The sequence below is a fragment of the Tenacibaculum sp. E3R01 genome (genome assembly GCF_003318185.1).
GTDB classification, from domain to species: domain Bacteria; phylum Bacteroidota; class Bacteroidia; order Flavobacteriales; family Flavobacteriaceae; genus Polaribacter; species Polaribacter halocynthiae.
Genome location: NZ_QOCC01000019.1, coordinates 716,060 through 740,086 on the forward strand (window position 1 = coordinate 716,060; position 24,027 = coordinate 740,086).

21 protein-coding genes are annotated in these 24,027 nt (G+C 30.0%); 3 read left to right on the forward strand and 18 right to left on the reverse strand.

Annotated elements, in window-relative coordinates; all coding sequences use genetic code 11:
* Positions 1-17 precede the first annotated feature (17 nt).
* Positions 18-2,969, forward strand: coding sequence for a translation initiation factor IF-2 (gene infB, locus DS884_RS08335; protein ID WP_093869327.1), 2,952 nt, complete (start codon positions 18-20; stop codon positions 2,967-2,969).
* A 175-nt stretch (positions 2,970-3,144) separates the two neighbouring features.
* Here infB and DS884_RS08340 read toward each other — a convergent pair whose 3' ends face one another.
* From DS884_RS08340 to DS884_RS08405, 14 genes are all read right to left on the reverse strand, one after another.
* Positions 3,145-3,774 (reverse strand): carbonic anhydrase family protein, encoded by a 630-nt coding sequence (locus tag DS884_RS08340; protein WP_093869326.1) that lies wholly within the window; start codon positions 3,772-3,774, stop codon positions 3,145-3,147.
* A gap of 13 nt (positions 3,775-3,787) precedes the next feature.
* Complete coding sequence (locus tag DS884_RS08345; RefSeq protein WP_093869325.1) at positions 3,788-5,650, reverse strand: SulP family inorganic anion transporter; 1,863 nt, start codon at positions 5,648-5,650, stop codon at positions 3,788-3,790.
* A gap of 105 nt (positions 5,651-5,755) precedes the next feature.
* Positions 5,756-6,457, reverse strand: a complete 702-nt coding sequence (locus tag DS884_RS08350) for a universal stress protein (protein WP_093869324.1) — start codon at positions 6,455-6,457, stop codon at positions 5,756-5,758.
* Between the two features lie 2 nt (positions 6,458-6,459).
* The gene (locus DS884_RS08355; RefSeq protein ID WP_093869323.1) at positions 6,460-7,989 is read right to left on the reverse strand and encodes a SulP family inorganic anion transporter; all 1,530 of its coding nucleotides are present in this window, start codon (positions 7,987-7,989) and stop codon (positions 6,460-6,462) included.
* Between the two features lie 184 nt (positions 7,990-8,173).
* Entirely contained in the window at positions 8,174-8,461 is a 288-nt protein-coding gene (locus tag DS884_RS08360; protein ID WP_093869322.1) for a hypothetical protein, read from the reverse strand.
* A 55-nt stretch (positions 8,462-8,516) separates the two neighbouring features.
* Complete coding sequence (locus DS884_RS08365) at positions 8,517-9,275, reverse strand: tetratricopeptide repeat protein (RefSeq protein ID WP_113786442.1); 759 nt, start codon at positions 9,273-9,275, stop codon at positions 8,517-8,519.
* Positions 9,275-11,035 carry a BatD family protein gene (locus DS884_RS08370; protein ID WP_233487130.1) on the reverse strand — a complete coding sequence of 587 codons (1,761 nt, stop codon included), beginning with the start codon at positions 11,033-11,035 and terminating at the stop codon, positions 9,275-9,277. Before DS884_RS08370 ends, DS884_RS08365 begins: the two co-directional genes overlap by 1 nt.
* A gap of 71 nt (positions 11,036-11,106) precedes the next feature.
* Positions 11,107-11,943 (reverse strand): tetratricopeptide repeat protein, encoded by an 837-nt coding sequence (locus tag DS884_RS08375; RefSeq protein WP_113786444.1) that lies wholly within the window; start codon positions 11,941-11,943, stop codon positions 11,107-11,109.
* The gene (locus DS884_RS08380) at positions 11,924-12,967 is read right to left on the reverse strand and encodes a VWA domain-containing protein (protein ID WP_113786445.1); all 1,044 of its coding nucleotides are present in this window, start codon (positions 12,965-12,967) and stop codon (positions 11,924-11,926) included. The genes DS884_RS08375 and DS884_RS08380 overlap by 20 nt, the downstream gene beginning before the upstream one ends.
* 13 nt (positions 12,968-12,980) lie before the next feature.
* Positions 12,981-13,985, reverse strand: coding sequence for a vWA domain-containing protein (locus DS884_RS08385; protein WP_093869318.1), 1,005 nt, complete (start codon positions 13,983-13,985; stop codon positions 12,981-12,983).
* A complete protein-coding gene (locus tag DS884_RS08390) occupies positions 13,975-15,063 on the reverse strand; it encodes a hypothetical protein (protein ID WP_199488195.1) in 1,089 nt (362 codons plus the stop codon). The genes DS884_RS08385 and DS884_RS08390 overlap by 11 nt, the downstream gene beginning before the upstream one ends.
* Before the next feature lie 23 nt (positions 15,064-15,086).
* On the reverse strand, positions 15,087-15,953 hold the full coding sequence (locus tag DS884_RS08395; protein ID WP_113786446.1) for a DUF58 domain-containing protein: 867 nt from the start codon (positions 15,951-15,953) through the stop codon (positions 15,087-15,089).
* A 3-nt stretch (positions 15,954-15,956) separates the two neighbouring features.
* Positions 15,957-16,286, reverse strand: a complete 330-nt coding sequence (locus DS884_RS08400; protein ID WP_093869316.1) for a hypothetical protein — start codon at positions 16,284-16,286, stop codon at positions 15,957-15,959.
* A 72-nt stretch (positions 16,287-16,358) separates the two neighbouring features.
* On the reverse strand, positions 16,359-17,348 hold the full coding sequence (locus DS884_RS08405) for an AAA family ATPase (RefSeq protein ID WP_113786447.1): 990 nt from the start codon (positions 17,346-17,348) through the stop codon (positions 16,359-16,361).
* Positions 17,349-17,573: 225 nt separating this feature from the next.
* Between DS884_RS08405 and DS884_RS08410 the strand changes: the two genes are divergently transcribed.
* The gene (locus tag DS884_RS08410) at positions 17,574-20,174 is read left to right on the forward strand and encodes a TonB-dependent receptor (protein WP_093869314.1); all 2,601 of its coding nucleotides are present in this window, start codon (positions 17,574-17,576) and stop codon (positions 20,172-20,174) included.
* Positions 20,175-20,230: 56 nt separating this feature from the next.
* Here the strand turns inward: DS884_RS08410 and DS884_RS08415 are convergent, their stop codons facing one another.
* Positions 20,231-20,983: a UDP-2,3-diacylglucosamine diphosphatase gene (locus tag DS884_RS08415; protein WP_093871955.1), complete on the reverse strand. Its 753-nt coding sequence runs from the start codon at positions 20,981-20,983 to the stop codon at positions 20,231-20,233.
* Between the two features lie 103 nt (positions 20,984-21,086).
* On the opposite strand from DS884_RS08415, the gene DS884_RS08420 reads away from it, so the two are divergent.
* Positions 21,087-21,533 carry a nucleoside deaminase gene (locus DS884_RS08420; protein WP_093869313.1) on the forward strand — a complete coding sequence of 149 codons (447 nt, stop codon included), beginning with the start codon at positions 21,087-21,089 and terminating at the stop codon, positions 21,531-21,533.
* Positions 21,534-21,551: 18 nt separating this feature from the next.
* Here DS884_RS08420 and DS884_RS08425 read toward each other — a convergent pair whose 3' ends face one another.
* Genes DS884_RS08425 through DS884_RS08435 form a run of 3 tightly spaced genes read right to left on the reverse strand, consistent with a single transcriptional unit; the run spans position 21,552 to position 23,933 of the window.
* The gene (locus DS884_RS08425) at positions 21,552-22,046 is read right to left on the reverse strand and encodes a methylated-DNA--[protein]-cysteine S-methyltransferase (RefSeq protein WP_113786538.1); all 495 of its coding nucleotides are present in this window, start codon (positions 22,044-22,046) and stop codon (positions 21,552-21,554) included.
* 13 nt (positions 22,047-22,059) lie between these two features.
* Entirely contained in the window at positions 22,060-23,157 is a 1,098-nt protein-coding gene (locus DS884_RS08430; protein ID WP_093869312.1) for a glycoside hydrolase family 3 N-terminal domain-containing protein, read from the reverse strand.
* Between the two features lie 11 nt (positions 23,158-23,168).
* Positions 23,169-23,933, reverse strand: a complete 765-nt coding sequence (locus DS884_RS08435; protein ID WP_113786448.1) for a TatD family hydrolase — start codon at positions 23,931-23,933, stop codon at positions 23,169-23,171.
* Positions 23,934-24,027 lie beyond the last annotated feature (94 nt).

Consider the following 24,027-nt stretch of genomic DNA (forward strand, 5'->3'; position numbering starts at 1 on the left):
AAAGTATAAAATAATTTATGGCTGAAGGCAACAAATTAAGACTAAACAAGGTTTTAAGGGAATTAAACATTTCTTTAGATAGAGCTGTAGAACACTTAGCTAAAAAAGGTTATGAGGTTGAGGGGCGTCCTACGACAAAGATTTCTGATGCAGAGTATCAAATATTACTTGATGGTTTTCAAACAGATAAATCTAAAAAGGTTGCTTCTAAAGAGGTAAGCGAAGAAAAGAGAAAAGAAAAGGAAGCAATTCGTCAACAAGTAGAAGTAGAGCAAGAGAAGAAACGTATAGAAGACGAAGCTAAAAAACAAGAAGTTTTAAAAGCCAAGGCAGCAAAATTAGAACTTAAAACTGTTGGTAAAATAAATATTGAAACTGGTAAAAGTTTAGAACCTAAAGTTCAAAAAGAAGAACCAAAGCCAGTTGCTGAATCAACAGAGAATAAAGTTGAAGAAGTTATTGAAACTCCAAAAAAAGAAGTTGTTCAACCTAAAGAAATAAAAGTTGAAGAGCCTAAAAAAGAAGAGAAGCCTGTTGTAGAGAAAAAGGTAGAAGAACCTGTTAAGGTTGCACAACCTGTTAAGAAAGTAGAAGAACCTAAAAGTACAACTACTTTTACTAAAAAAGGTATTGATAAAGCTGTTGAGCAAATTAAAACAGACCGAGCAAGAAAAGCAGATAAACCAAAATCAACTGAACAACCAGTAGAGGTTAATACTGAAAATGCTGAAAAAATTAAAACTCAGTATAAAAAACTTGATGGTCCTAAAATAACTGGTCAAAAAATTGATTTAAAACAATTTGAAAGACCTAAAAAGAAAAAACCAGATCCTAAAGCTAAAGATGGAGATAAGAAAAAGCGTAAGAGGATAAGTAAACCTAACGCTGGAGGTACTGGAACTGGAAATACTAGAACGCAAGGACAAGGAAACAACCGTGGAGGAGGTCCTAACAGACCAGGAACACCAAATAGAACTGGAGGTCCTAATAGAGGTGGAGCAAGAACTGGAGGTCCTAACAGAGGAGGCCAAAGAGGAAGACGCCCTGTTGTTCAAAAAGAAGAACTTACTGAAGCTCAAATTCAAAAACAAGTTAGAGAAACTCTTGAAAAACTTCAAGGTAAATCTAAAAAAGGAAAAGGAGCTAAATATCGTAGAGATAAAAGAGATGCTCACCGTCAACAAAGTGAAGCAGAGTTAGAAGCTGCACAAGCAGATAGTAAAATACTAAAAGTAACAGAGTTTGTTACAGTTAGTGAAGTAGCTACAATGATGGATGTTCCAGTAACAAACATTATATCATCTTGTATGATGCTTGGTATGATGGTTACAATGAATCAACGTTTAGATGCAGAAACACTATCTATAGTAGCAGAAGAATTTAATTATACAGTTGAGTTTGTTGGAGCTGAGGTAGAAGAATCAATTGAAGAAATTGAAGATAAACCAGAAGATTTAATAACGCGTGCACCAATCATTACTGTTATGGGTCACGTAGATCATGGTAAAACTTCATTATTAGATTATATTCGTAAAGCGAATGTTATTGATGGAGAATCTGGAGGAATTACACAACATATTGGTGCTTATTCAGTAAATGTTGGAGATCAAAAAATAGCATTTTTAGATACACCTGGTCACGAGGCTTTTACAGCGATGCGTGCTCGTGGGGCTCAAGTTACCGATTTAGTTATTATTGTTGTAGCAGCTGATGATGATGTAATGCCGCAAACAAAAGAAGCAATCTCGCATGCGCAAGCAGCTGGAGTACCTATCATTTTTGCAATAAATAAAATAGATAAACAGAACGCTAATCCTGATAATATTAAAACGCAATTATCTGCGATGAATTTATTAGTTGAGGATTGGGGTGGTAATATTCAATCACAAGAAATTTCTGCAAAAACTGGTCAAGGAGTTGATGAGTTATTAGAAAAGGTATTGTTAGAAGCTGAAGTATTAGAGTTAAAAGCTAACCCTGATAAAAATGCAAACGGTGCTGTAGTAGAAGCTCTATTAGATAAAGGTAGAGGATATGTATCTACTATTTTAGTACAAGCAGGAACACTTAAAATTGGAGATTATTTATTAGCAGGTAAGCATAGTGGTAAAGTAAGAGCTATGTTTGATGATAAAGGAAATAAAGTTAAAGTAGCTGGACCATCTACACCAATATCAATATTAGGTCTTGATGGTGCACCACAAGCTGGTGATAAGTTTAATGTATTTGATGATGAACGTGAAGCAAAACAAATTGCTGCTAAGAGATCTCAATTACAACGTGAGCAATCTGTAAGAACTCAAAAAACATTAACGTTAGCTGAGATTGGACGTCGTATTGCATTAGGTGACTTTAAAGAGTTAAATATAATCTTAAAAGGTGATGTTGATGGTTCTGTTGAAGCCTTAACAGATTCATTCCAAAAATTATCAACTGAAGAAATTCAAGTTAATATTTTACATAAAGGAGTAGGTGCAATTACTGAATCTGATGTATTATTAGCAACTGCTTCAGATGCAATTATTGTTGGGTTTAATGTACGTCCTCAAGGTAATGCTCGTTTAGTTGCTGATAGAGAAGAGGTAGATATTAGAACTTATTCTATCATCTATGATGCTATTAATGACTTGAAAGACGCAATGGAAGGAATGTTATCTCCGGAAATGAAAGAAGAAGTTCTTGGTAATATTGAAATAAGAGAGGTTTATAAAATTTCTAAAGTTGGAAATATTGCTGGATGTATGGTGATGTCTGGTAAAATAACTAGAGATGCTAAAATACGTATCATTAGAGAAGGAATAGTTGTTCATGATGGTTTACTAACTTCATTAAAACGTTTTAAAGACGATGTGAAAGAAGTTAAGAAAGGTTATGACTGTGGTCTTCAAATTAAAGGATATAATGATATCAAAGAAGGTGACACTATTGAAGCATATACTGAAATAGCAGTTAAAAAGAAACTTAAATAATTTTAAGTTAACATAAATTAAAAGAGCGACTTCTGTAAAATATACTGAAGTCGCTTTTTCTTTGAAAGAAAGTCATTCTTTACTAATAATTAGTTTAAAATAAAATTCGAATGGTTTTTATTTGAAAAACCATTCGAATTTAAAATCTCTATAAAAAGAAATATGTATTTATTGTTTAAAGCATAGTAACAGCTCCTGTTTTTAAAGAGTATACTCCACCAACAATTGCAATTTCACCATTATCTTCCATTTCTTGTAAAATCTTACTTTTTTCACGGATTCTTTCAATGGTTAATTTTACATTATTTTCTACAGTTTTTGCTACAAATTCATCATTTGATGAGTTAGTAACACCTTCAACTTGATCCGAAGCCATTTTAGCAGCTGGAGCAATATTATCAAGCATTGCAGTAATATTTCCAAGTTCTACTCCATCACAAGCAGCTTTAACAGCTCCACAGCTTTCATGACCTAATACTAAAACTAACTTGCTTCCAGCAACAGCGCATGAGTATTCCATACTACCTAAAATATCAGTATTTTCAAAATTACCTGCAACACGAGCAACAAAAACGTCACCTATAGTTTGATCAAAAGCCATCTCTACTGGCACTCTTGAATCGATGCATGATAAAATAACTGCTTTAGGAAATTGTCCACCTGTTGTTTGCTTAACTAATTCAGTTACATTAGATGCTGTTAAGTTATTTTCAGTATATCTTTTATTTCCTTCTAATAAATCTTGTAATACTCCATTTGGAGTTAACGTATCTTGTTTGCTTTTTGTAATAGCTGTATTTCTCATTTTTAAATATTTTTTAAAATTTATCTTTTACGTTTTGTTTTACCCATGTTAAACAATCTTCAAATGTTGTAAATATTGATTCTTCTGATATTAAATCAGGAATAATATCAATACGTTCCATCATATAGCGGGGTTGATCAAGTAGATCAACTAAAAGTACATTTTTCTCATCTTTTTTCAAATCAACCAAAATATCTTCAAGTGCGTAAAGTCCAGATTGATCTATATACTGCATTTTTTCCATCCTTATAATAATGGTAGATGCTGTATTAGGAATTTGCTTAACTAATTGTTGAAAATCACTAGTTGACCCAAAAAATAAAGGACCTTTTATATGTTTAATAAATACTTCTTCAGATAAGTTTTTTGGAAAATCTTTTTCATCTGCCCACGATTCTTCTTTTAAAGGTTTAACATCAGAATATTTACCCGTTAAATCTCCTATTTTTTTCATAAACATTAAAGAAGCAATTACTAAACCAATACCAACGGCATAAACTAAATTCCAAAAGGTAGATAAAAGTAATACTACGATCATAATAATTACTTCCGAGCTCACCTTAAAAGGACCAATTTTAGCATCTTTAGGAAGGTTTGGAATTGCTTTCAATCCTTTATAATCCATAACTCCAATACCTACTGTTATTAAAATACCGGCTAAAACAGCAGCTGGTATTTTTGAAGCAATAGGCCCTAAGCCTAATAAAATTACAAGAAGCATTATACCTGCTATCATACCAGATAGTTTGGTTTTACCACCTGAGTTAATATTAACAACGGTACGAATAGTTGCACCAGCCCCAGGAATTCCTCCAAAAACAGCAGCAATTGTATTACCAATTCCTTGACCGATTAATTCTTTATTTGGTTTATGTTTAGTTTTGGTCATATTATCAGCTACAACTGATGTTAACAAAGAATCAATTGCACCTAATAAAGAAAGTGTTAATGCCGTAAATATATATGGAGTTATGCTACCTAAACTAAAGTTAGTAAATATTTCTAGATTTGGTAAAGGAAATCCTCCAGGTATTTCTTCAATAGGCCTGTAGTTTAAACTAAAACCTAAAGCTATAGAGGTCATAACTACTAATGCAACTAACGTACTAGGAACTGCAGTTGTAATTCGTTTAAAACCATAAATAATGAAAATAGTACCTAAAGCTAAAATTAATTCTAACCAATTAATATTTTTTAAGGCTCTTGGTAATACTTTTAAGGTTCCTAAAACGCCAGAAGCCTCTTTACCTGCTAATGTTTTACTTTCTTTTAAAATGTCAGCTTGTGTAGTTTTCTGAGCTCTATTTATTGTTTCTTTAAAATTTTCTAACACTAATACTCCTTCACCTGCTTCATCTTTTAAAATATTTTCTAATATTATTTCTTCAGCTAAAGGTTTAAATTTTTCAACAAATTGAGTATCTTCTTTTGCATAATACCCTACAGAAGGTAATACTTGTGTTACTAAAATGATAACTCCAATTGCAGTCATAAAACCAGACACAACGGGATAAGGAATATAGCGGATGTATTTACCCAAACCTAATATTCCTAAACCAATTTGGAAGAAACCTGCAAGTAGAAAAACAATCAAGATAGTTGGTAAAGCTTTATTTATATCACCATCATTTGATGCAAGAATACTAGCAATAACAACCATACTTACAGCTGTCATAGGAGCAGTTGGTCCAGATATTTGTGTGTCTGTTCCTCCAAACAGAGCTGCAAAAAAGGAAATAAAAATAGCTCCATATAAACCAGCACTTGGTCCTAGTCCTGAAGAAACACCAAAAGCTAAGGCTAGTGGTAATGCTACAATTCCTGCTGTAATCCCTCCAAAGAGATCTCCTTTAAGATTTGAAAATAGTTTTTTCATATTTCTCGAGTTGAGTAGGAATAAATATACTAAAAAAACTGTAATTTATTAATACTCGTGTTCAAAACCGATTTATTAATTTGGGTTATTTTGAAATTAACATTTTTAATTAGCCACTACTAAAGAAATGTCTATTTTTCTAAGTAGTTTATTAAATGATTTTGTAGATTTAGGTTTTACATTTTCTCTATCTACTAGTAATAAGTTAATGTCTTTTGTTTCTAAAGATTTAATGTCTTTTTTATCTACTTTAAGGTTTTTTAAAGGTTTATTAGAATTTTCAATGATTTCAGTAATAAAATCATTGCTTCTTTGTTCTAACTCATTATAAATACCTAAAGAAATTTCATTTTCAGGTGTAAGATTATTTTCTGAAGAGGCTATAATAATTGTTTTGCCTTTTTTCTTTAATAGATGTCTACTAATCTTATCACCTAAAGCAACTATACTTTTATTTCTACGTTTTCCAATTACAATAATGTTTGGATTCGAGTTTTCTAAAAAAGTATCAATTTCATTTTTAATATTACCAAAAGTAAAGGAAGAAGTGATATCGATATTATACTTTTTTGAATAAGTAGAAACTAACTCATTTATATCCTTGTTAATTTTAGTAAAGTTAGTGTTAATAGCTCTGTTTGCTGATAATTGATTATCAGTACTTACTATATCACTAGGTTTTTTTACGTGAAATAAATGAATGCTAGCATTAGTTTTCTTTGCTAAGCTAATAGCTGTATTCAAAGATGTAGCCGTACTATCTTTTAAATTAGATAGTACGACAATCTTATGTTTTGATGTATTCATACTTATGAGGCTTTTGGTCTTAACTTAAAAAATTCAATAAAACTTGAAGGATTTTCAACAACACCTCGTTCAGAAATTAATTTAATATCAATATTTTTCTCTTTAGCTTTAAAAGCAAAGTCTTCTAAAATTTCAATAATATCATTATCTAAATACCTTGTTTTTCTTACATCTAATTCTAAATAAGTGTCTTCTGGCAAGCTATCTAATTCTTTTAATATTGCACCTTTATTAAAGAAAGTAACTTCTTCAGCAAATGACATTTTTATTTTATGTAAACCATTACTTTTATCTTCAATATGTAAGAAATGAGAGTTTTGGTAACTTTTATATAAAATAACAACAATACCAACCGATAAACCTAATCCAATTCCAATAAGTAAATCAGCAAAAACAATACCTAAAACCGTTACAATAAAAGGTAAAAATTGTTTTAGTCCTTGTTTGTAGATTTTAAAGAATAACGCTGGTTTTGCTAATTTAAAACCAACAATTAATAAAACTGCAGCTAAAACTGATAATGGTATTTTATTTAAAAGAGTAGGGATTAATATTACTGAAATAAGTAAAAGGAAACCATGAATAATGGCAGATAATTTACTTTTACCTCCAGATTGAATATTAGCAGAACTTCTAACAATTACTTGAGTAATTGGTAAACCTCCAATTAAACCAGAAATGATATTTCCAGTACCTTGTGCAAGTAATTCTCTATTAGTAGGAGTAACATTTTTATCTGGATCTAATTTATCAGTTGCCTCAACACATAATAAGGTTTCTAAACTTGCAACCAAAGCAATGGTAAATGCTATAACCCAAACATCTTTATTTGTAATTGCATCAAAATTAGGAAAACTAAATTGACCTAAAAAAGTATCAAAACTATCAGGTACAGGTACACTTACTAATTGAGCAGCATTGATACCAATTTGATCATTACCTTGAGTGATTACGTAAAAAATAATACCTACAACAACAGCAACTAGAGGTCCTTGAATTATTTGAAATATTTTTCCTTTTTTTGATAATACTTTATCCCAAAGTAATAATATAGCTAAACCTAGAACACCAATTAATGTAGATCCTAAATTGATAGCATCTAGAGATATGCTTTCTGCAGATTTATCATACCCAAAAAAGAAAGGTATTTGTTTTATTATAATTATAATTCCTATACCAGTTAGCATTCCTTTAATAACTGAAGAAGGAAAATAATAACCAATTACCCCAGCTTTAAGAACACCTAGTAAAACTTGTATTACACCTCCTAATACTACGGCTACAAGAAAGTTTTCGTAACCACCTAATGTACCAATGGCAGATAATACAATAGCAGCCAATCCTGCAGCAGGACCACTTACCCCAATTTTAGACCCACTTAAGCCTCCTACAATAGTACCTCCAATTATTCCTGCTATAAGACCAGCAAATAAAGGAGCTCCACTAGCTAATGCTATACCTAAACATAAAGGTAAAGCGACAAAAAACACCACTACACTAGCGGGCAAATCATTTTTAATTGTTTTGAACATGAAATATTTTTTTAGTCAACTCTTTTTATATTTTAAGAATTGACGAATTATAAATTATTTAAGATAAATTAATTCAATCAAAAGATTTTTACTCAGTTTTATTCATTAGCATTTCCTAGCTAAAACCAAGAATAAGTCACTTTAAATGAGTGTTTAGTTTTTTTTGATTGATTTTTTTAGTATGTTATCCTAAAAGTTCAGGTGGTGGAGATTCAAGTTTTCTACTTATTGAAGTATATGTTTTAGAAAGATATAATACCTTTCTAACTATTTCTGTAACTTGATAAGAAGCAAGTATGTCGTTGCTATAATATAGTTTTATTTTAAACTCTTCAATGTTTTCATCATTATCAGAGGTGTCATTAACTAAAGAGCTCTCACATTTTTTTTCAGACAACGTTATATATGTGGGAACTACCACAGAAGTAATTAAACTAATTGTTAGAAAATAAATTAATAATTGTTTGCTCATAATTTTAACAACTAACAAAGATAGTATTTATAACTATGTGTTTTTGTTAATAAAATTAAAAAATAGTTATTATTTTAATATCTTTTGATAATAACCAGCCAATTTTTCCATCAATTAACTTAATTTTTTTCCAATCATCAACAGTGTCTAAAACTTTAATTTTGGTTCCTTCATGTAAAGTGAAAATTTCTTCTGAATCTTGTGTAGGAGAATTTTTTATAGAAACTTCTTTAGTAAAAACAATTGCTTCTATAGTCTTTTTAGCTGTATCATATTGTTGGTATGTTATTATTAAAGAACTTAACAATAATAAAAAAGAAAGAATACTTGTTACAAAATAAAAACGTTTTTTTACTGAATTTGTTGAGAAGTAAAATAATAAAAAAAGAACACTAGCGATTATTGAAAATACTATTACAACTAATGCCCATGAGTTATAATGTAGTTTTTGAAGATAGTTTATATTTAGTTTTTGAAATAAAGATTTAGGTAATTCTTCAATTCTATCTAGCGTTAATCTTTTTGCTATGATTAAATTATTTTTTGCATCTTCATTGGAAGGGTTTATTAATAATGCTCTTTCATAATTATAGATACTAGGCGCAACTTGATTTAATTTATAATAACAGTTCCCTATATTGAAGTATAGTTCTGAAGAGGTTTCTTCTGAGGCTTCAATTTTTTTATAAACCTCAATTGCTTTTTGGTATTTCCCTATTTTGTATAAAGTATTAGCATTAGAAAATAAAGCATCAGCATTTTGTGCAGATACAATGTTTGTAATGAATACTAATAGTATAATAATATTCTTCATTATAACTGTTTATCTAATTGAGTAATTACTTGTTTTGCTTTTTCATACTCTTGATTCATTTGCGTATTATCTATTGGTGTATAGCGTGCAAAATCACAATCATTCAATACTTCAATGAATTCTTTTATTGAAGTTGAGTTAACATTTTTACCTTCTAGCAATTGTGTTATTTTTTCTCTACTTATATCTGAAGTTTCTACTTTTAATTTTGCTTTCAAATAATTATGTAAAGCTCTTTCTAAGGCTTCATAAAACGCTTCTTTATTTCCTAATTGCTTAGATGCTTCAGATAAATATTTTTTTGCTAATCTATCAGCTTTTCGTTGTTTGTTACCTAGCACATCACCATCTCTTTCCTCTTTCTTTTTGTAAATTAAAATAATTAAAGGAATTGCTATAGCTGGAAATATTAACAGAATATAAAACAAAATGGATTTGAAAAAATCTGATTGTTGTTTTGAATGAAAACTTGATGAAGTTTGAATGTATCTAAAGCTAGTATCAGTCATTTTCACATCTTGTTTTTCAACATTATTTCTATTGTCTGAATTTGTTACTAACTCTTTTCCTTCTAAAACATCTACATATAAATCTTCAGAGGTAATTGTTTGGTAAACTTTTTCTTTAGGGTTGAAATAAGAGAAGCTAGTTGAAGGAATTTTATACTTACCTTTATATTGTGGTACAACAGTATAGCTGTCTGAAACATTTCCTCTTAATCCACTTGAAGCAACACTTACTTTTTCTTTTCTTTCAGGTTGGTATACTTCTAATTCTTTTGGAGTTTCGATTTTTGGAAGTTCAAAGAGTTTTAAGTTTCCTTTTCCTTTAACAGATATTTTTATTTGTGATGATTCATTGGCTTTTAAAATTTCTTTGCTTAATGATACATCAAAAGAAAATTCCCCAACAGCACCAGTAAAGTTTTCTGGTTTATTTAAAGTAGGTAATGCTTTTGTTTGAATTGTTTTTTTAGCAGAAGAAAATTCTTTTCGTACCTGACGTGTAATTACATTACCAAAAAAGTCAGCACGCCCTGTAGGAACAGCAACTATAATATCCATTTTCATGGGGTCAATAGTTAGCTTTCCAGCTTTAGTTGGAATTAATAAAGCTTTATGTAAAACGGCATACCTATATTTTTCACCATTATATGTACCTTCTTTTACAGGAGTTCCATTTCTTTTGATTTCTTGGTTCCAAAAGCCATTATATTGAGGAGATTGTGTTATTGCATTGTCATAAATACCAACATTTTCACTAAAATATAAACGATATTCTACATAAATACCTTCACCTACATAGGGTTTTGATTTAGATATTTCAGCGACTAAATGAATGTTTTGAGAAGCTATATAATCAGGGTCATTTGGGTTTTTAGGAATGTCAACAGCAGCTAAAACTATAATTTTTGCAGTCTCGGATTTAATAGTTTTATCGTCGATTTCTATTGAAGCTGGAGGTAAGTCAAATTCTCCTTTTCTTTTTGGTTGTAAGATATAGGTATAAGATTGAGAAAAGGATCTCTTACCATTTATGTATGATTGGCTAACAGATTGACTAGGGCCTCCAACTATTTTAAAATTTCGGAAGTTTGGAGCTTTAAAGTTATCAGCTCCTTGCTTATTTATTATATACTGGACTCTAAATCGTTGATTTACGCCTAGTTTATTTTTACTGACACTTACCTTTAAAACACTATCTTGAGCGTTAATAGTAAGTGAAAAAACACTTATAAGTATTAATATGTAAAATTTCAAATCCCTGTTCATTTTTAATGTGCGTAAAAATAATATTTTAACTATTTAATACAAAAAATCTTATCATTTGATTACCAGTCCTTTTCTTGCTTAACCTTTCTTCCTTTTGATTTTTTTACATTCATTTTTTTCTGTGTCTTCTTCTCCTCATTGTTTAAACTTTCTAGCAATTGTTTCATTTGCTGAGGAGTCATTTTACCTTGTTGGGGTTTTTGCTTTTGCTTATCTTTTTTATCTTTATTTTTTTTGTTTTGCTGATCTTTATTTTGATCCTTTTTAGGATCTTTTTTGTCATCTTTTTTATCCTTATCGTCTCCTTCTTTCTTGTCTTTGTTTTTATCCTTCTTGTTTTTGTCCTTCTTGTCCTTCTTGTCCTTTTTATTTTTTTTATTCTTATCCTTATCGTTCTTTTTATTTTGTTGCTCTTTTTTTAATTTTTTTTGAGCAACAGCTAAATTATAACGTGTTTCATCATCGTTAGGGTTATTTCTTAAAGAATTTTTGTAAGCATCTACTGCTTGTTGATATTGCTTTTGTTCCATCATAGAGTTACCAATGTTATGGTAAGCCTCTGCTTTTGAAATTTTATCTTTTGTAGTTTTTGCAGTTAACTCAAATTGTGAAGCTGCCTCTTTATATTTTTTACTTTGATATAAAGTATTGCCAAAGTTATAGCTAGCTTTATCGTACTTACTGTTTTTGCTTAAAGATTTTCTATAGGCAATTGAAGCCTCGTCAAATTTTTGTTTGTTATAAAGTTTGTTTCCTTGACGAACTAAAGAACGAGCTTCTCTTTGAAGTTGTAAAGTGTCTTGTTGTGCATTAACTATTGTTGAAATAGTTATAAAAAACAAGCTGAATAGTATTTTTATTAAATTGTTCACCTTTTTATTTTTTAACTTCTTCATTAAATAAATCTATTTTCTTTAACCATTTTGTCTTTCTATCAAATAAAAAGATGTCAAGAATTAAAAATAATAAACCAATACCTAAAAACCATTGAAATTGATCTTTGTAATCAGAAAACTGTTTAGTTTCAAATTCACTTTTTTGTGCATTTGCAATAATGTCTGCAATAGAATTTACAGGTTTATCGGTTTTGTTACCATCAATATAACTTCCATTAGCTATATCAGCAATTTCTTGTAATATCGTTGCTTTTCTTTGTGTAATAACGGTTTCCCCTTTTCTATCCTTCTTATAACCAATAAGAGAACCATTTAATTTTATTGGAATTGGTCCACCTTTTTCAGTACCAACACCAACGGTGTAAACTTTTACACCTTCATTGGCTATATTCTGAGCTATTTGCTTAGTTTCTTCCTGATGATCTTCACCATCAGAAATAATAATTAAAAAACGATTAGTTTGCTCGTCGTTATTATAGTATGTTTTGGCTAGGTTCAAGGCTTCATTAATTGCTGTTCCTTGGCTTGAAACCATATCTGGGTTTGCGTTTTGTAAAAACATTTTACCAGCAGCATGATCAGTAGTGATGGGTAAAAGAGGGTAAGAATTTCCCGCATAAATTATTATACCCACTCTATCACTTCCTAACTTATCTATTATTTTTGATATTATTTGTTTTGATTTTTCTAGTCGATTAGGAGCTATATCTTCAGCAAGCATACTTTTAGAAACATCTAATGCAAATACCACATCAACTCCTTCTCTCTTAACTGTTTTAAGTTTAGTACCCATTTTTGGGTTTGTTAAAGAGATAATTAATAAAGAAATACCTATTAAAAAAAATATTAGTTTTAATATAGATTTAAAACGTGAAGAGTTTGGAGCAAGCTTTGCAAGTAATTCAGGAGAAGAAAATTTTTTTTGCGTTCTTTTTTTCCACCATAAAACCAGTAGAAAAAAGACAATTATTATTGGAATAATTGCAAAAAAGTAAAAATATATAGGTTCTTCTATTTTATACATAATTATAGGGTAATTATATAAAGCTTTTAAAAATTGTGTTTTTTAATAGAAATTCGAATACTAGTAATAATCCTCCTAAGAATACCCAAAAGCGATATTTCTCAGTGTAATTATAGTATTTAAATTCTTCTATTTTTGTCTTTTCAAGTTTATCTATTTCATCATAGATTGCTTTTAATTTTGTGTTGTTAGTTGCTCTAAAGTATTTCCCTTCTGTTTCTTTGGCTATGTGCTTTAGTAGTGTTTCGTCAATTTCTACTTGCTGATTTTTAAAAGTTATTTGACCAGTTCTTGGGTCTTTAGCCCAAGGAAAAGCAGCCATTCCATTAGTTCCAATACCTATGGTGTATACTTTAATATTATTTCCTTTCGCTAGTTCTGTAGCAGTTTTTGGATCTACAAAGCCAGCATTATTTACTCCGTCGGTCAGTAAAATAATAACTTTACTTTTAGCTTTACTTTCTTTTAACCTATTCACGGCTGATCCAAGTCCCATTCCAATAGCAGTTCCTCCTTCTAGTTGTCCCCATTTAATTTCTGAAATAGTTCTTTTAACTATTGATTTATCACTTGTTATTGGAGTTTGAGTGAAACTTTCACCTGCATAAACAACAATTCCTATTCGATCATTTGGTCTTCTGTTTACAAAATCAGTAGCAACTCTTTTTAAAGCTTCCAAACGGTTTGGCTTTAAATCCTTGGCTAGCATACTAGCAGAAACATCAATCGCCATAACAATATCAATACCTCTATTTGATTTTGTTTTCTTACTTATGGAAACATTTCTGGGTCTAGCTAAAGCTATAATAATAGATGCTAATGCAAAAAGTCTTAATGCATATACTATTGGTTTTAATTTAGGTAAGAAAGAACTTTTTACATTAAACCCTTTTATACTTGCTATTTTTAATTTAGCACTGTCTTTTTTTCTTGTAAAAAAATTCCATAGAGCTAATAATGGAATTAACAACAGTAGCCATAAAAATTCTGGACTATGAAATTCAAAATTATTGAACATTTTCTACTGGTTGTTTTATAGAGTTAGACAATGAGATTGCTTTATAAATTCCAAATGAAATTAATGTAACAATAAGAAGTGTTATTGTAATTAATAATAGTTTGGTAATTGTGTTAGGATTCTTGATTTCGGGTTTTTGAACAATAACTACAGGTTTGCTATAACTAGTTTCTGTGTTTTCTTCTGTAGTAGAAGGTTTCAGATTGTTAATAATATGTGTAGTTGTGTTTCTGTCGGCTTCAATTTCATGAGCCATTGGTTTCGACTTTGCAAATTTTACAAGGTCTGATTGTTGTAAAAGATTCTTTAACTTTTTTATAGTTTCTTTATCTGTTACAATAGATTTTGAGTTACTGAAATCTATTAAGCTATCTACCAGTTCATTTGTTGTTTGTTCTAATGCAGGTACATTTAATTCTCTCTCAATATAGTTTCTAACAATATCAGTTAACTCACTATAATAAGCTTTTGTTTTGTTGTTTTGCCATAGTAACTTTTCATCAAGTAGTTTTAAGTTTCTTAGGGCTTCCTGATAAGGTGCTAGTTTAGGAATGAATGTTTTTGATGTACTATTGTCTGATCTTTTTAAAGCAAAATATAAAGTTGAAATAGCTATTAATAATATAGCTAAAGCCCAATAAACATAAATTTTAAAATCATCAAATTGATAAGGTTCTCCTTTAATACCTTTTATAGGAAACTTTTTAATTTTTGTAGTATCAATAGCTACTGTAGTAACATTTATTAATAAACTATCTGTTAAATAAGCCTGGTTTTTGATAAATATTTGTTGTCTTGGAATGTAAAATGCACCACTATCAAAACCAGTTAACTTATATTTTTTAATAAGTTTACTATTAATCGTATCTATCTTTAAGGAGTCAATTACCTCTAGGCCTTTTAAATTTCCTAGCTTAGGAATAATAACATTTTCTGTTTCACTAATAGTTATTTTATATTCAAATTGTTCTCCAATTCGTATGTTAGTAGTATCTGCTTCAATTTTAACCATTGAAGATTGAGCATAACTAATAGATAGCGTAAGTAAGAAAAATATGTAAAATAATTTATGCTTCATTGTTCAGTGTCATTTTTTGACAATTATCCCTTTTGTTTAAAATAGGCTAATAGTTTTTTAACATAGCTTTCATCAGCTCTAATATTTATAATACCTGCGCCACTTTTTCTAAATGTAGTTTTAAAATAATCAGCTAATCGTAATGCATTAGCTTTGTATTGAGACCTAACTGATGAAGAACTTGTATTAACAAGGTGTATGTTGCCAGTTTCAGCATCCATCATTGGTACCATTCCAAGATTTGGAATTTCTTGATCATGTTTGTCATATACTTTAATACCAGTAACATCGTGTTTATTACCAGCTATTTTAAGAGTACGTTCGTACCCTTCATCTAAAAAGTCAGAAAGCATAAAAACAATAGCTTTTTTCTTCATAATGTTCGATAAGAACTTTAATGCCTCGTCAATACTAGTTTCTTTGCTTTTGGGTTCAAACTCTATTAGTTCTCTAATGATTCGTAATACATGAGTTTTTCCTTTTTTAGGAGGAATAAATAATTCTACTTGATCAGAAAATAAAATTAAGCCTACTTTATCATTATTTTGAATAGCTGAGAAAGCAAGAGTCGCTGCTATCTCAGTAATTGTATCTTTTTTAAATTGTTGGTTAGTACCAAAAAATTCAGAACCAGAAATATCAACCATTAACATCATGGTTAATTCTCGTTCTTCTTCAAATACTTTAATATAAGGTTCGTTGTACCTTGCAGTAACATTCCAATCAATAGCACGAATATCATCACCATATTGGTATTGTCTAACTTCAGAGAAGGTCATACCACGCCCCTTAAAGGTTGAGTGGTATTCTCCTCCAAAAATATGATTAGACAATCTACGTGTCTTAATTTCTATTTTACGAACTTTTTTAAGTAACTCTTTTGTATCCATTAATTAGTTTAACCAATTTTCAGGTAAAGGAGGCAATTCTACTTCTTTAAATTCAAATGATTTTTCAATTGAAAATAATGGAGCCTCTTTTATTGATAAATCTACATTGTTCTTTTTGGCAATTTCTTTAACTACCTCACCAATGGTTCTTTTCTGACAAAGTACCAAACTGTTCATTATAACATTTGATTCAGTTTGTAAATCAAAACAGTCTATATGAAAAGCAGGTTTGTTGTCTTTGTAAACAATGGCTTCAGTTCTTTTTCTCTTTTTTAATTCTAAAATTTCTTTTGTTCCTGTTAATGTTTTGTACGTTGTTAATTTGTAAGTCATTTCTAGCTATAATTTAAGGGGGTTAATATTTTTTCTTACTAGAGTATGGTTAGCTAAAATATAATTGGGAAATTATGGAACTTGAATTTCGTTAATAATTGTGTTAATAATATCTATAGATGAAACGTTTTCAGCTTCAGCTTCGTATGTTATTCCTATTCTATGTCTTAACACATCATAAGCAATAGCTCTAACGTCTTCAGGTATAACATAACCTCTTCTTTTTATAAAAGCATAACATTTGGCAGCTTTTGCTAGTGCAATACTACCTCTAGGGGAAGAACCAAAATTAATTAATGGTTGTATTTTTTCTAAATTGTATTTTTCTGGGTATCTAGTTGCAAAAATGATATCTAAAATATATTTTTCAATTTTTTCATCCATATAAACCTCGTTAACTACTTTACGAGCTTTAATTATTTGATCAATTGATACAACTGGATTTACTTTTTCGTAATTACCGCTTAAGTTTTGACGTAAAATTAATTGTTCGTCTTGTAATTTCGGATAATCAATTACAGTTTTAAGCATAAAACGGTCAACTTGAGCTTCAGGTAAAGGATATGTTCCTTCTTGCTCAACTGGATTTTGCGTTGCCATAACTAAGAAAGGTTCGTCAAGTTTAAAGGTTTCATCACCAATTGTAATTTGACGTTCTTGCATTGCTTCAAGTAATGCAGACTGCACCTTTGCAGGAGCACGGTTAATTTCATCTGCTAATACAAAGTTGGCGAAAATTGGTCCTTTCTTTATAGAGAAATCATTTTCTTTTACATTGTATATCATAGTTCCTACAACATCAGCAGGAAGCAAGTCAGGAGTAAACTGAACACGACTAAAACTACCTTGAACAGCTTTAGAAAGAGTGTTAATAGCAAGTGTTTTAGCTAAACCAGGAACACCTTCTAATAAAATATGTCCATTACCTAAAAGACCAATAAGTAATCGTTCAATCATGTCTTTTTGACCAACAATTACTTTATTCATTTCTGTAGTTAATAAATCTACAAAAGCACTCTCTTGCTCTATTTTTTCATTAATTACTCGTACATCTACATCCATATGTGTTTGAATTATATTAGCTTTTCTGTGAAACAAAACTACAATATTATGAATTTAACAATTGTTAAAGTATGGTTAAACCTAAAAAAGTGATAAAAATTGTAAAAAAATAAAATTTTATGATTTTTAGAGAGTATATAATTAAAATTTAAGTCTTTTGTTAATGAGTGGTTAATTTTGTTAAAAAATTATCTTAAAAATATTATTACTTAATAACTGTTGATTATGAGACAAATAACTAAGCTGATTACTATTTTTACATTATTGTGCTTTTCTTCTATGATTGCACAAACTGTAAAAGGTAAGGTAACAGATGAAACTGGACAAGGTATTCCTTTTATAGATGTTATAGAAAAAGGTACTACAAATGGAGTTAGTACTAATGATAATGGTGAATTCACTATTCAATTAAATAAAGTACCTTCAGTACTTGTGTTTTCTTCATTGGGATATGCTACTATTGAGAAAAATGTAAATGGAGCTGCTAATCTTTCTATAGTAATGAAAGAAGATAGTGGTGTGTTAGACGAGGTAGTTTTAACAGGTAATAGAGCAAAGCCTAGAACAATTCTAGATTCTGCTGTGCCAATTGATAATATTTCTGTAGGGGAATTACAAGCTACTGGTCAAACAAATATCGATCAAATGTTAACCTATACTGTACCATCATACAACTCAACTAACCAAACAATTTCAGATGCAACTGCGCATTTTGACCCTGCAGATTTAAGAGGATTAGGGCCAAGTAGAACGTTAGTTTTGGTTAATGGTAAGCGAAAAAATCAAAGTGCCTTAGTATATGTAAATGATACACCAGGAAAAGGTGAGGTTGGAACAGATATGAAAAGTATTCCAACTGCAGCTATTGAAAGAGTTGAAATTTTACGTGATGGAGCCTCTGCTCAGTATGGTTCAGATGCGGTTGCGGGTGTTGTAAATATAATATTAAAGAAAAATGTAGATTTTACACAAGTAAATATTAATTCAGGAGTTACTTCAAGAGGTGATGGATTTAACATGGATGCTGATGTTAATCATACACTTACATTTGGTAATGGAGGTTTTTTAAATGCAACTCTTGGTTTTGGTTATCAAGATTATACTAATAGAGCAGGACAACCTGGAAAAGATGATTTATTTGGTGTAAATAATCAATGGACTAAAGATAATCCTGGTTTAGGAATGATTGTTGGACAACCAGAGATGAAAAAAGGAGATTTATATATAAATGCAGAGTATCCGTTAAATGATGATACAGTTATATATGCTTTTGGTGGTGGTAATTTAAGAAAAGGAAAAAGTTTTGCTTTGTACAGACCACCTTATTGGATTACTGATGATTTTGGGTTGTTAACACCTTCAGGTCAAACTTATAATGGTTTTCAGCCTACTTTTGAAACTAATATAAAAGATATCTTATTTACTGCAGGTAGTAGATTTAAACTTGGTGGTTTTAATGCAGATTTGAGTGCTACCTATGGAGGTAATTCTGTTGATTATACAATAGGGAACACAATAAACCCTAGTTTAGGAGGAAATAGTCCTACTAGCTTTGATGCTGGTGCTTATGCATTTAGTAATATAATTGGTAATTTTGATGTAAATAGATCTTTTGGAGAAGTAAGTATTGGTTTAGGGGTTGAAGGTCGTCAAGAACGCTTTGAAGTTACTGCTGGACAACAAGAATCATATGTAAATGGAGGAGCACAGTCTTTTCCAGGGTTACAGCCAGGGAATGCTTTGAATGAAACAAGAGTAAATGTAGGTGCTTATGCTACGCTTGATTGGGATGTTAACGATAATTTTTTAATTGGTGGAGCAGCACGTTATGAAAACTATTCTGATTTTGGAGGAAATACCTCTTGGAAAATAAACTCAAGATACAAAATAGGTGAGGCTGGAGTTTTAAGAGCGTCTTATAGTACAGGTTTTAGGGCACCGTCTTTACACCAAGTGTATTTGAGTAATGTTCAAACTTTAGTTTCTGGAGGTACTATTTCTAATCAAGGTACATTTAACAATGTGAGTCCAGTAATTAAAGATTTAGGAGTTGCTTCATTATTTGCAGAAACTTCAAAAAATATATCTGCAGGTTTAACAGTTAAAGCATCAAGAGATTTTACCATATCATTTGATTATTATAATGTTAGAGTTGATGATAGAGTATTATTTACTGGTGAAATTAACGGTACAGACGATAATGGAAATCCAAATGCTGATGTTCAGCAAATATTAACTGCGAATAATGTAACAAGTATTAAGTTCTTTATTAATGCAGCTAGTACAATAACTCAAGGGTATGACTTTACATTGCGCCATAAAAATATAAATTTTGCTTCTGGTAAATTAGGATTAAATGCAGGTTTAAATGTAAATAAAACTAATTTAGAAGGAGAAGTAAAAACACCAACTAAACTGAATAACTATAAAAATAAAATTTTCAATAGAAAAGAGCAGTCTAGAATTACAAGTGCTAGACCAAATATGAAATTTTTATTTGGAGCAGATTATAAAATTGGAGATTTTACAGCAAATTTAAATAATACATATTTTGGAGAAGTTACTTGGAGGCATGCTTCTGATTCTTTTAAAGATCAGACGTTTGGTGGTAAGGTAGTTACTGATTTATCAGTAGCATATGACTTTACTGATAAGATTTCTTTCAGAGCACAAGTAAATAATTTATTTGATGTTTTTCCAGATGAAATTGATCCGAAAGGGGATCCAGTTACCGATTTAGGAGGAAGATTTAGATATCCATGGGAAGTTAACCAGTTTGGTTTTAACGGTACCTCTTTTAAAGCGGGACTAACATTTAAGTTTTAATATTTTTTTTTGAATTAAACTATGAAAAGGCTGTCAGAAATGGCAGTTTTTTTTGTTTAATACTTTTTAAGAGTGAGTTTGTCTTTTTCAAAAGAACCATAGGTGTAATATTGTATCCAATCACCAAGATTAATATATTTACTGTTTTCTTGTAGTTGTATGTCAAGTGGAAGATGACGATGTCCAAAAACAAAATAATCGTAGTGAGCAGTTTCTAATTTTCTTTTACAATATTGAACTAACCATTCATTTTCTTCTCCTAAAAATTTAGCATCTTCATCACCAGAAATAAGTTTGTTTTTTACAGACATATATTGGCCTAATCGAACTCCTAAATCAGGGTGTAACCATTTAAACATCCATTTAAACAAAGGAAAAGTAAATACTTTCTTCATTCTTTTATATCCCTTGTCATGCGGGCCTAAACCATCTCCATGACCAATTAAAAGAGTCTTATTATTTAATATAAACTTTTGAGGAGAGTGATATACAGGAATATTTAATTCTTTTTCAAAATAATCATGCATCCATAAGTCATGGTTTCCTACAAAAAAATAAATAGGAATTCCGCTATCTCGTATTTCTGCAAGTTTACCTAAAACACGAACAAACCCTTTAGGTACTACAGTTTTGTATTCAAACCAAAAGTCAAATAAATCACCTAATAAGAAAATAGCTTCAGCATCATCTTTAATTTGATTTAACCAGTTAACAAATTTCTGTTCACGAGGAAAACTTGCCTCTTGTGTTGGGGCTCCTAAATGTTGATCAGAAGCAAAGTAAACTTTTTTATTTTCAGGAATATGAATAGATATCAAACTTAAGAATTTTCACAAAAATAAGTAATTTGAATAGAGCTAGCTCATTTAATTTTTGGTTACTTTTGTTTAATACTGTTTTAAAACTGCTGTAATGAATCCGTTTGATGATGTTTATTTTATGAGAAAAGCCTTACAGGAGGCAGAATTTGCTTTTGATAAAGGAGAAGTGCCAGTTGGTGCGGTTGTGGTATTTAAAGAGCAAATAATAGCTAGAGGTCATAATTTAACAGAAACATTAAACGATGTTACTGCTCATGCAGAAATGCAAGCTTTTACTGCTGCTGCAGATTTTTTAGGTGGTAAGTATTTAAAAGATTGTGTATTGTATGTTACGTTAGAACCTTGTCAAATGTGTGCGGGAGCTAGTTATTGGACGCAAATAGGGAAAATAGTTTATGGAGCTAATGAACCTAAACTAGGTTTTAGTGTTTTAGGTACTAAAATACATCCAAAAACAAAAGTAATATCAGGAGTATTAGAGGAAGAATGTAGTTTTTTATTAAAGAAATTTTTTATAGAAAAGCGTAATTTAAATTAATTTTTTTGTTAGGTAGTTTTAAAAAAGAGTTTGTTGCTTGCAACCACTTTCGTGTTCTAATAACCATTTTTTTCGCCATACACCACCAGCATATCCTGTTAAAGAACCGTCAGAACCTATAACTCTATGGCAGGGAATAATAATCCAAATGGGGTTTTTCCCATTTGCTGAAGCTACCGCTCTAATAGCTTTTACATCTCCAATTTGTTTTGTTTGTTGTAGGTAAGATCTAGTTTTTCCAAAAGGAATTTCTAATAACTCTTTCCAAACTTTTTGTTGAAATATTGTTCCTTGTGGGTTTAGTTTTAAGTCAAATTTAGTGCGTTCTCCTTTAAAAAATTCATCTAATTGAATAGCACAATTTTGTAGAGTTTTCGATGTATTAGAGCTAAAAGCAATTAGTGAAGTTAATAAGTCGTCGTTTATTACAGAAACTGACTGTATGCCATCTTCATTTCCAATAATTTCTGCAATTCCTATAGGAGTTTTATAATGTATTGTTTCTAAATTCAAAATAGTCACTTGTTTAAAGTAAGCCAAGACAAACTTTTAATCGAATAATCTTTTTTATAGATTGATATACTTGTTGTTTGAAATCTTTATTAATTTGCATTTCTTTTAATATCTGATTTCTGGTTGAAGTTTCATTAATGGGCATTAAAATCATATCACATCCAGCTTTAGCAGCTTGTAAAGGAGCATCTTTTATAATGGTTACCGCTTTCATTATATTCATGGCATCGGTTACAATCAAGCCTTTAAAGTTTAATTCCTTTTTCAGTAAATCAGTAACAATATTCCTAGAGCAACTAGCGGGTAAACCATTCGTTGTGTATTTGGTATTGTTTTTTACTGTAATGTGAGCTACCATTATTGATAAAACACCAGCGTTTATAAGTGGTTTGTATATGTCTAATTCTTTTAATTCTCCATCAATATAAACTGATTGTTTGTGAGTGTCTCCTTTCACTAATCCATGCCCTGGAAAATGTTTAGCAGTGGCAATTATTTGTTCTTTTTGTGAGGTTTCAATAAAAGTTTTACTCAATTGAATAACTTTATTTTTATCGTTTCCAAAACTTCTACTTTTTATTGCTTCGTTGTTAGGGCTAATATCTACAACAGGAGCAAAATTTTGACGAACTCCAATATTAAGTAATTCTTTGTTAATAATTTTTACAACACTATCACATTGTTTTGGGTTTTTAATTTTGATAGCATTTGGAAGTTTTTGTGATCCTTTAATTCTACCTTTCAATAAGCCAGGTTCAGCATCCATACTATGTAAAAGAGGGAGTTGCTTATTTTTAATAGCTATTTGATTTAGTTCAGAGATTAATTTTTTATGATTCTTTTTCGTTCCTTTTAGGTAAATAACACCACCAACTTTATTTTGTTTTACTAGCTTTTTAACAACCTTGTTAGAGTTGCCAAGTTCTCCTGCTGATGTTACAATCATTTGAACGACTCTTTCAGAATCGGTTAGAGATTTAAATATAGCATTTACTTTATTATCTAAAGCAATATTATAAGTGTGAAAATCTTGTAAACTAAATTGTTTTTGTTGCCCAAAACTTAATAGTATGGTTAGTGAAAAGAAATAAAAAAGGAATGTTTTCTTCATAAAAGAATAAATTAAATGCTAAAAATATCTTTAGAATTCTGAGTTGTAATTTCGGAAATTTCGTTGAAAGTTAGTCCGTAAATATCAACTAATTTATCAATTACCTGTGTTATGAATGAACTTTCATTTCTTTTACCTCTATATGGAGTTGGGGCTAAGTATGGAGAATCAGTTTCTAATACTATATGTTTTATGTCTATTTGATTTAAAAACTTATCAATTTTTCCATTTTTAAAAGTAGCAACTCCTCCAATACCTAATTTCATATTGTAAGAAATAGCTTTTTTTGCTTGCTCTAGATTTCCTGTAAAGCAATGAAAAATTCCAAATAATCCTTCTCCTTTCTCGCTTTCTAATACTTCGAAAATTTCATCGAAAGCTTCTCTACAGTGTATTACAATAGGAAGTTTTTTTTCTTTAGCCCATTGTATTTGTGTTTTAAAAGACTTTTGTTGCTCTTTTAAAAATGTTTTGTCCCAATATAAATCAATACCTATTTCACCAATTGCACAAAAATCTCGAGTGTCAATCCATTCTTTTACATGTGCTAATTCGTCTTTGTAGTTTTCTTTAACAGATGTAGGATGTAATCCCATCATTAAAAAAACATCTTCAGAATATTTTTTTTCTAAATCAAGCATTCTTTCAGTGTAAGTGCTATCAATTGCTGGGATGAAAAAACGAGAAACTCCTGCTTCTTTTGCTCGTAATATCATTTCGTCTCTATCTTCATCAAATTGATCAGAATATAAATGGGTGTGAGTATCAGTAATCATTGTAGTTGTTTTCTTTAGTTGTACTCAAGTAGCATGAAAAAATCAATATTTTAAATGAGATTATTACATTTACTTGTAATGACGTATTTTTGTA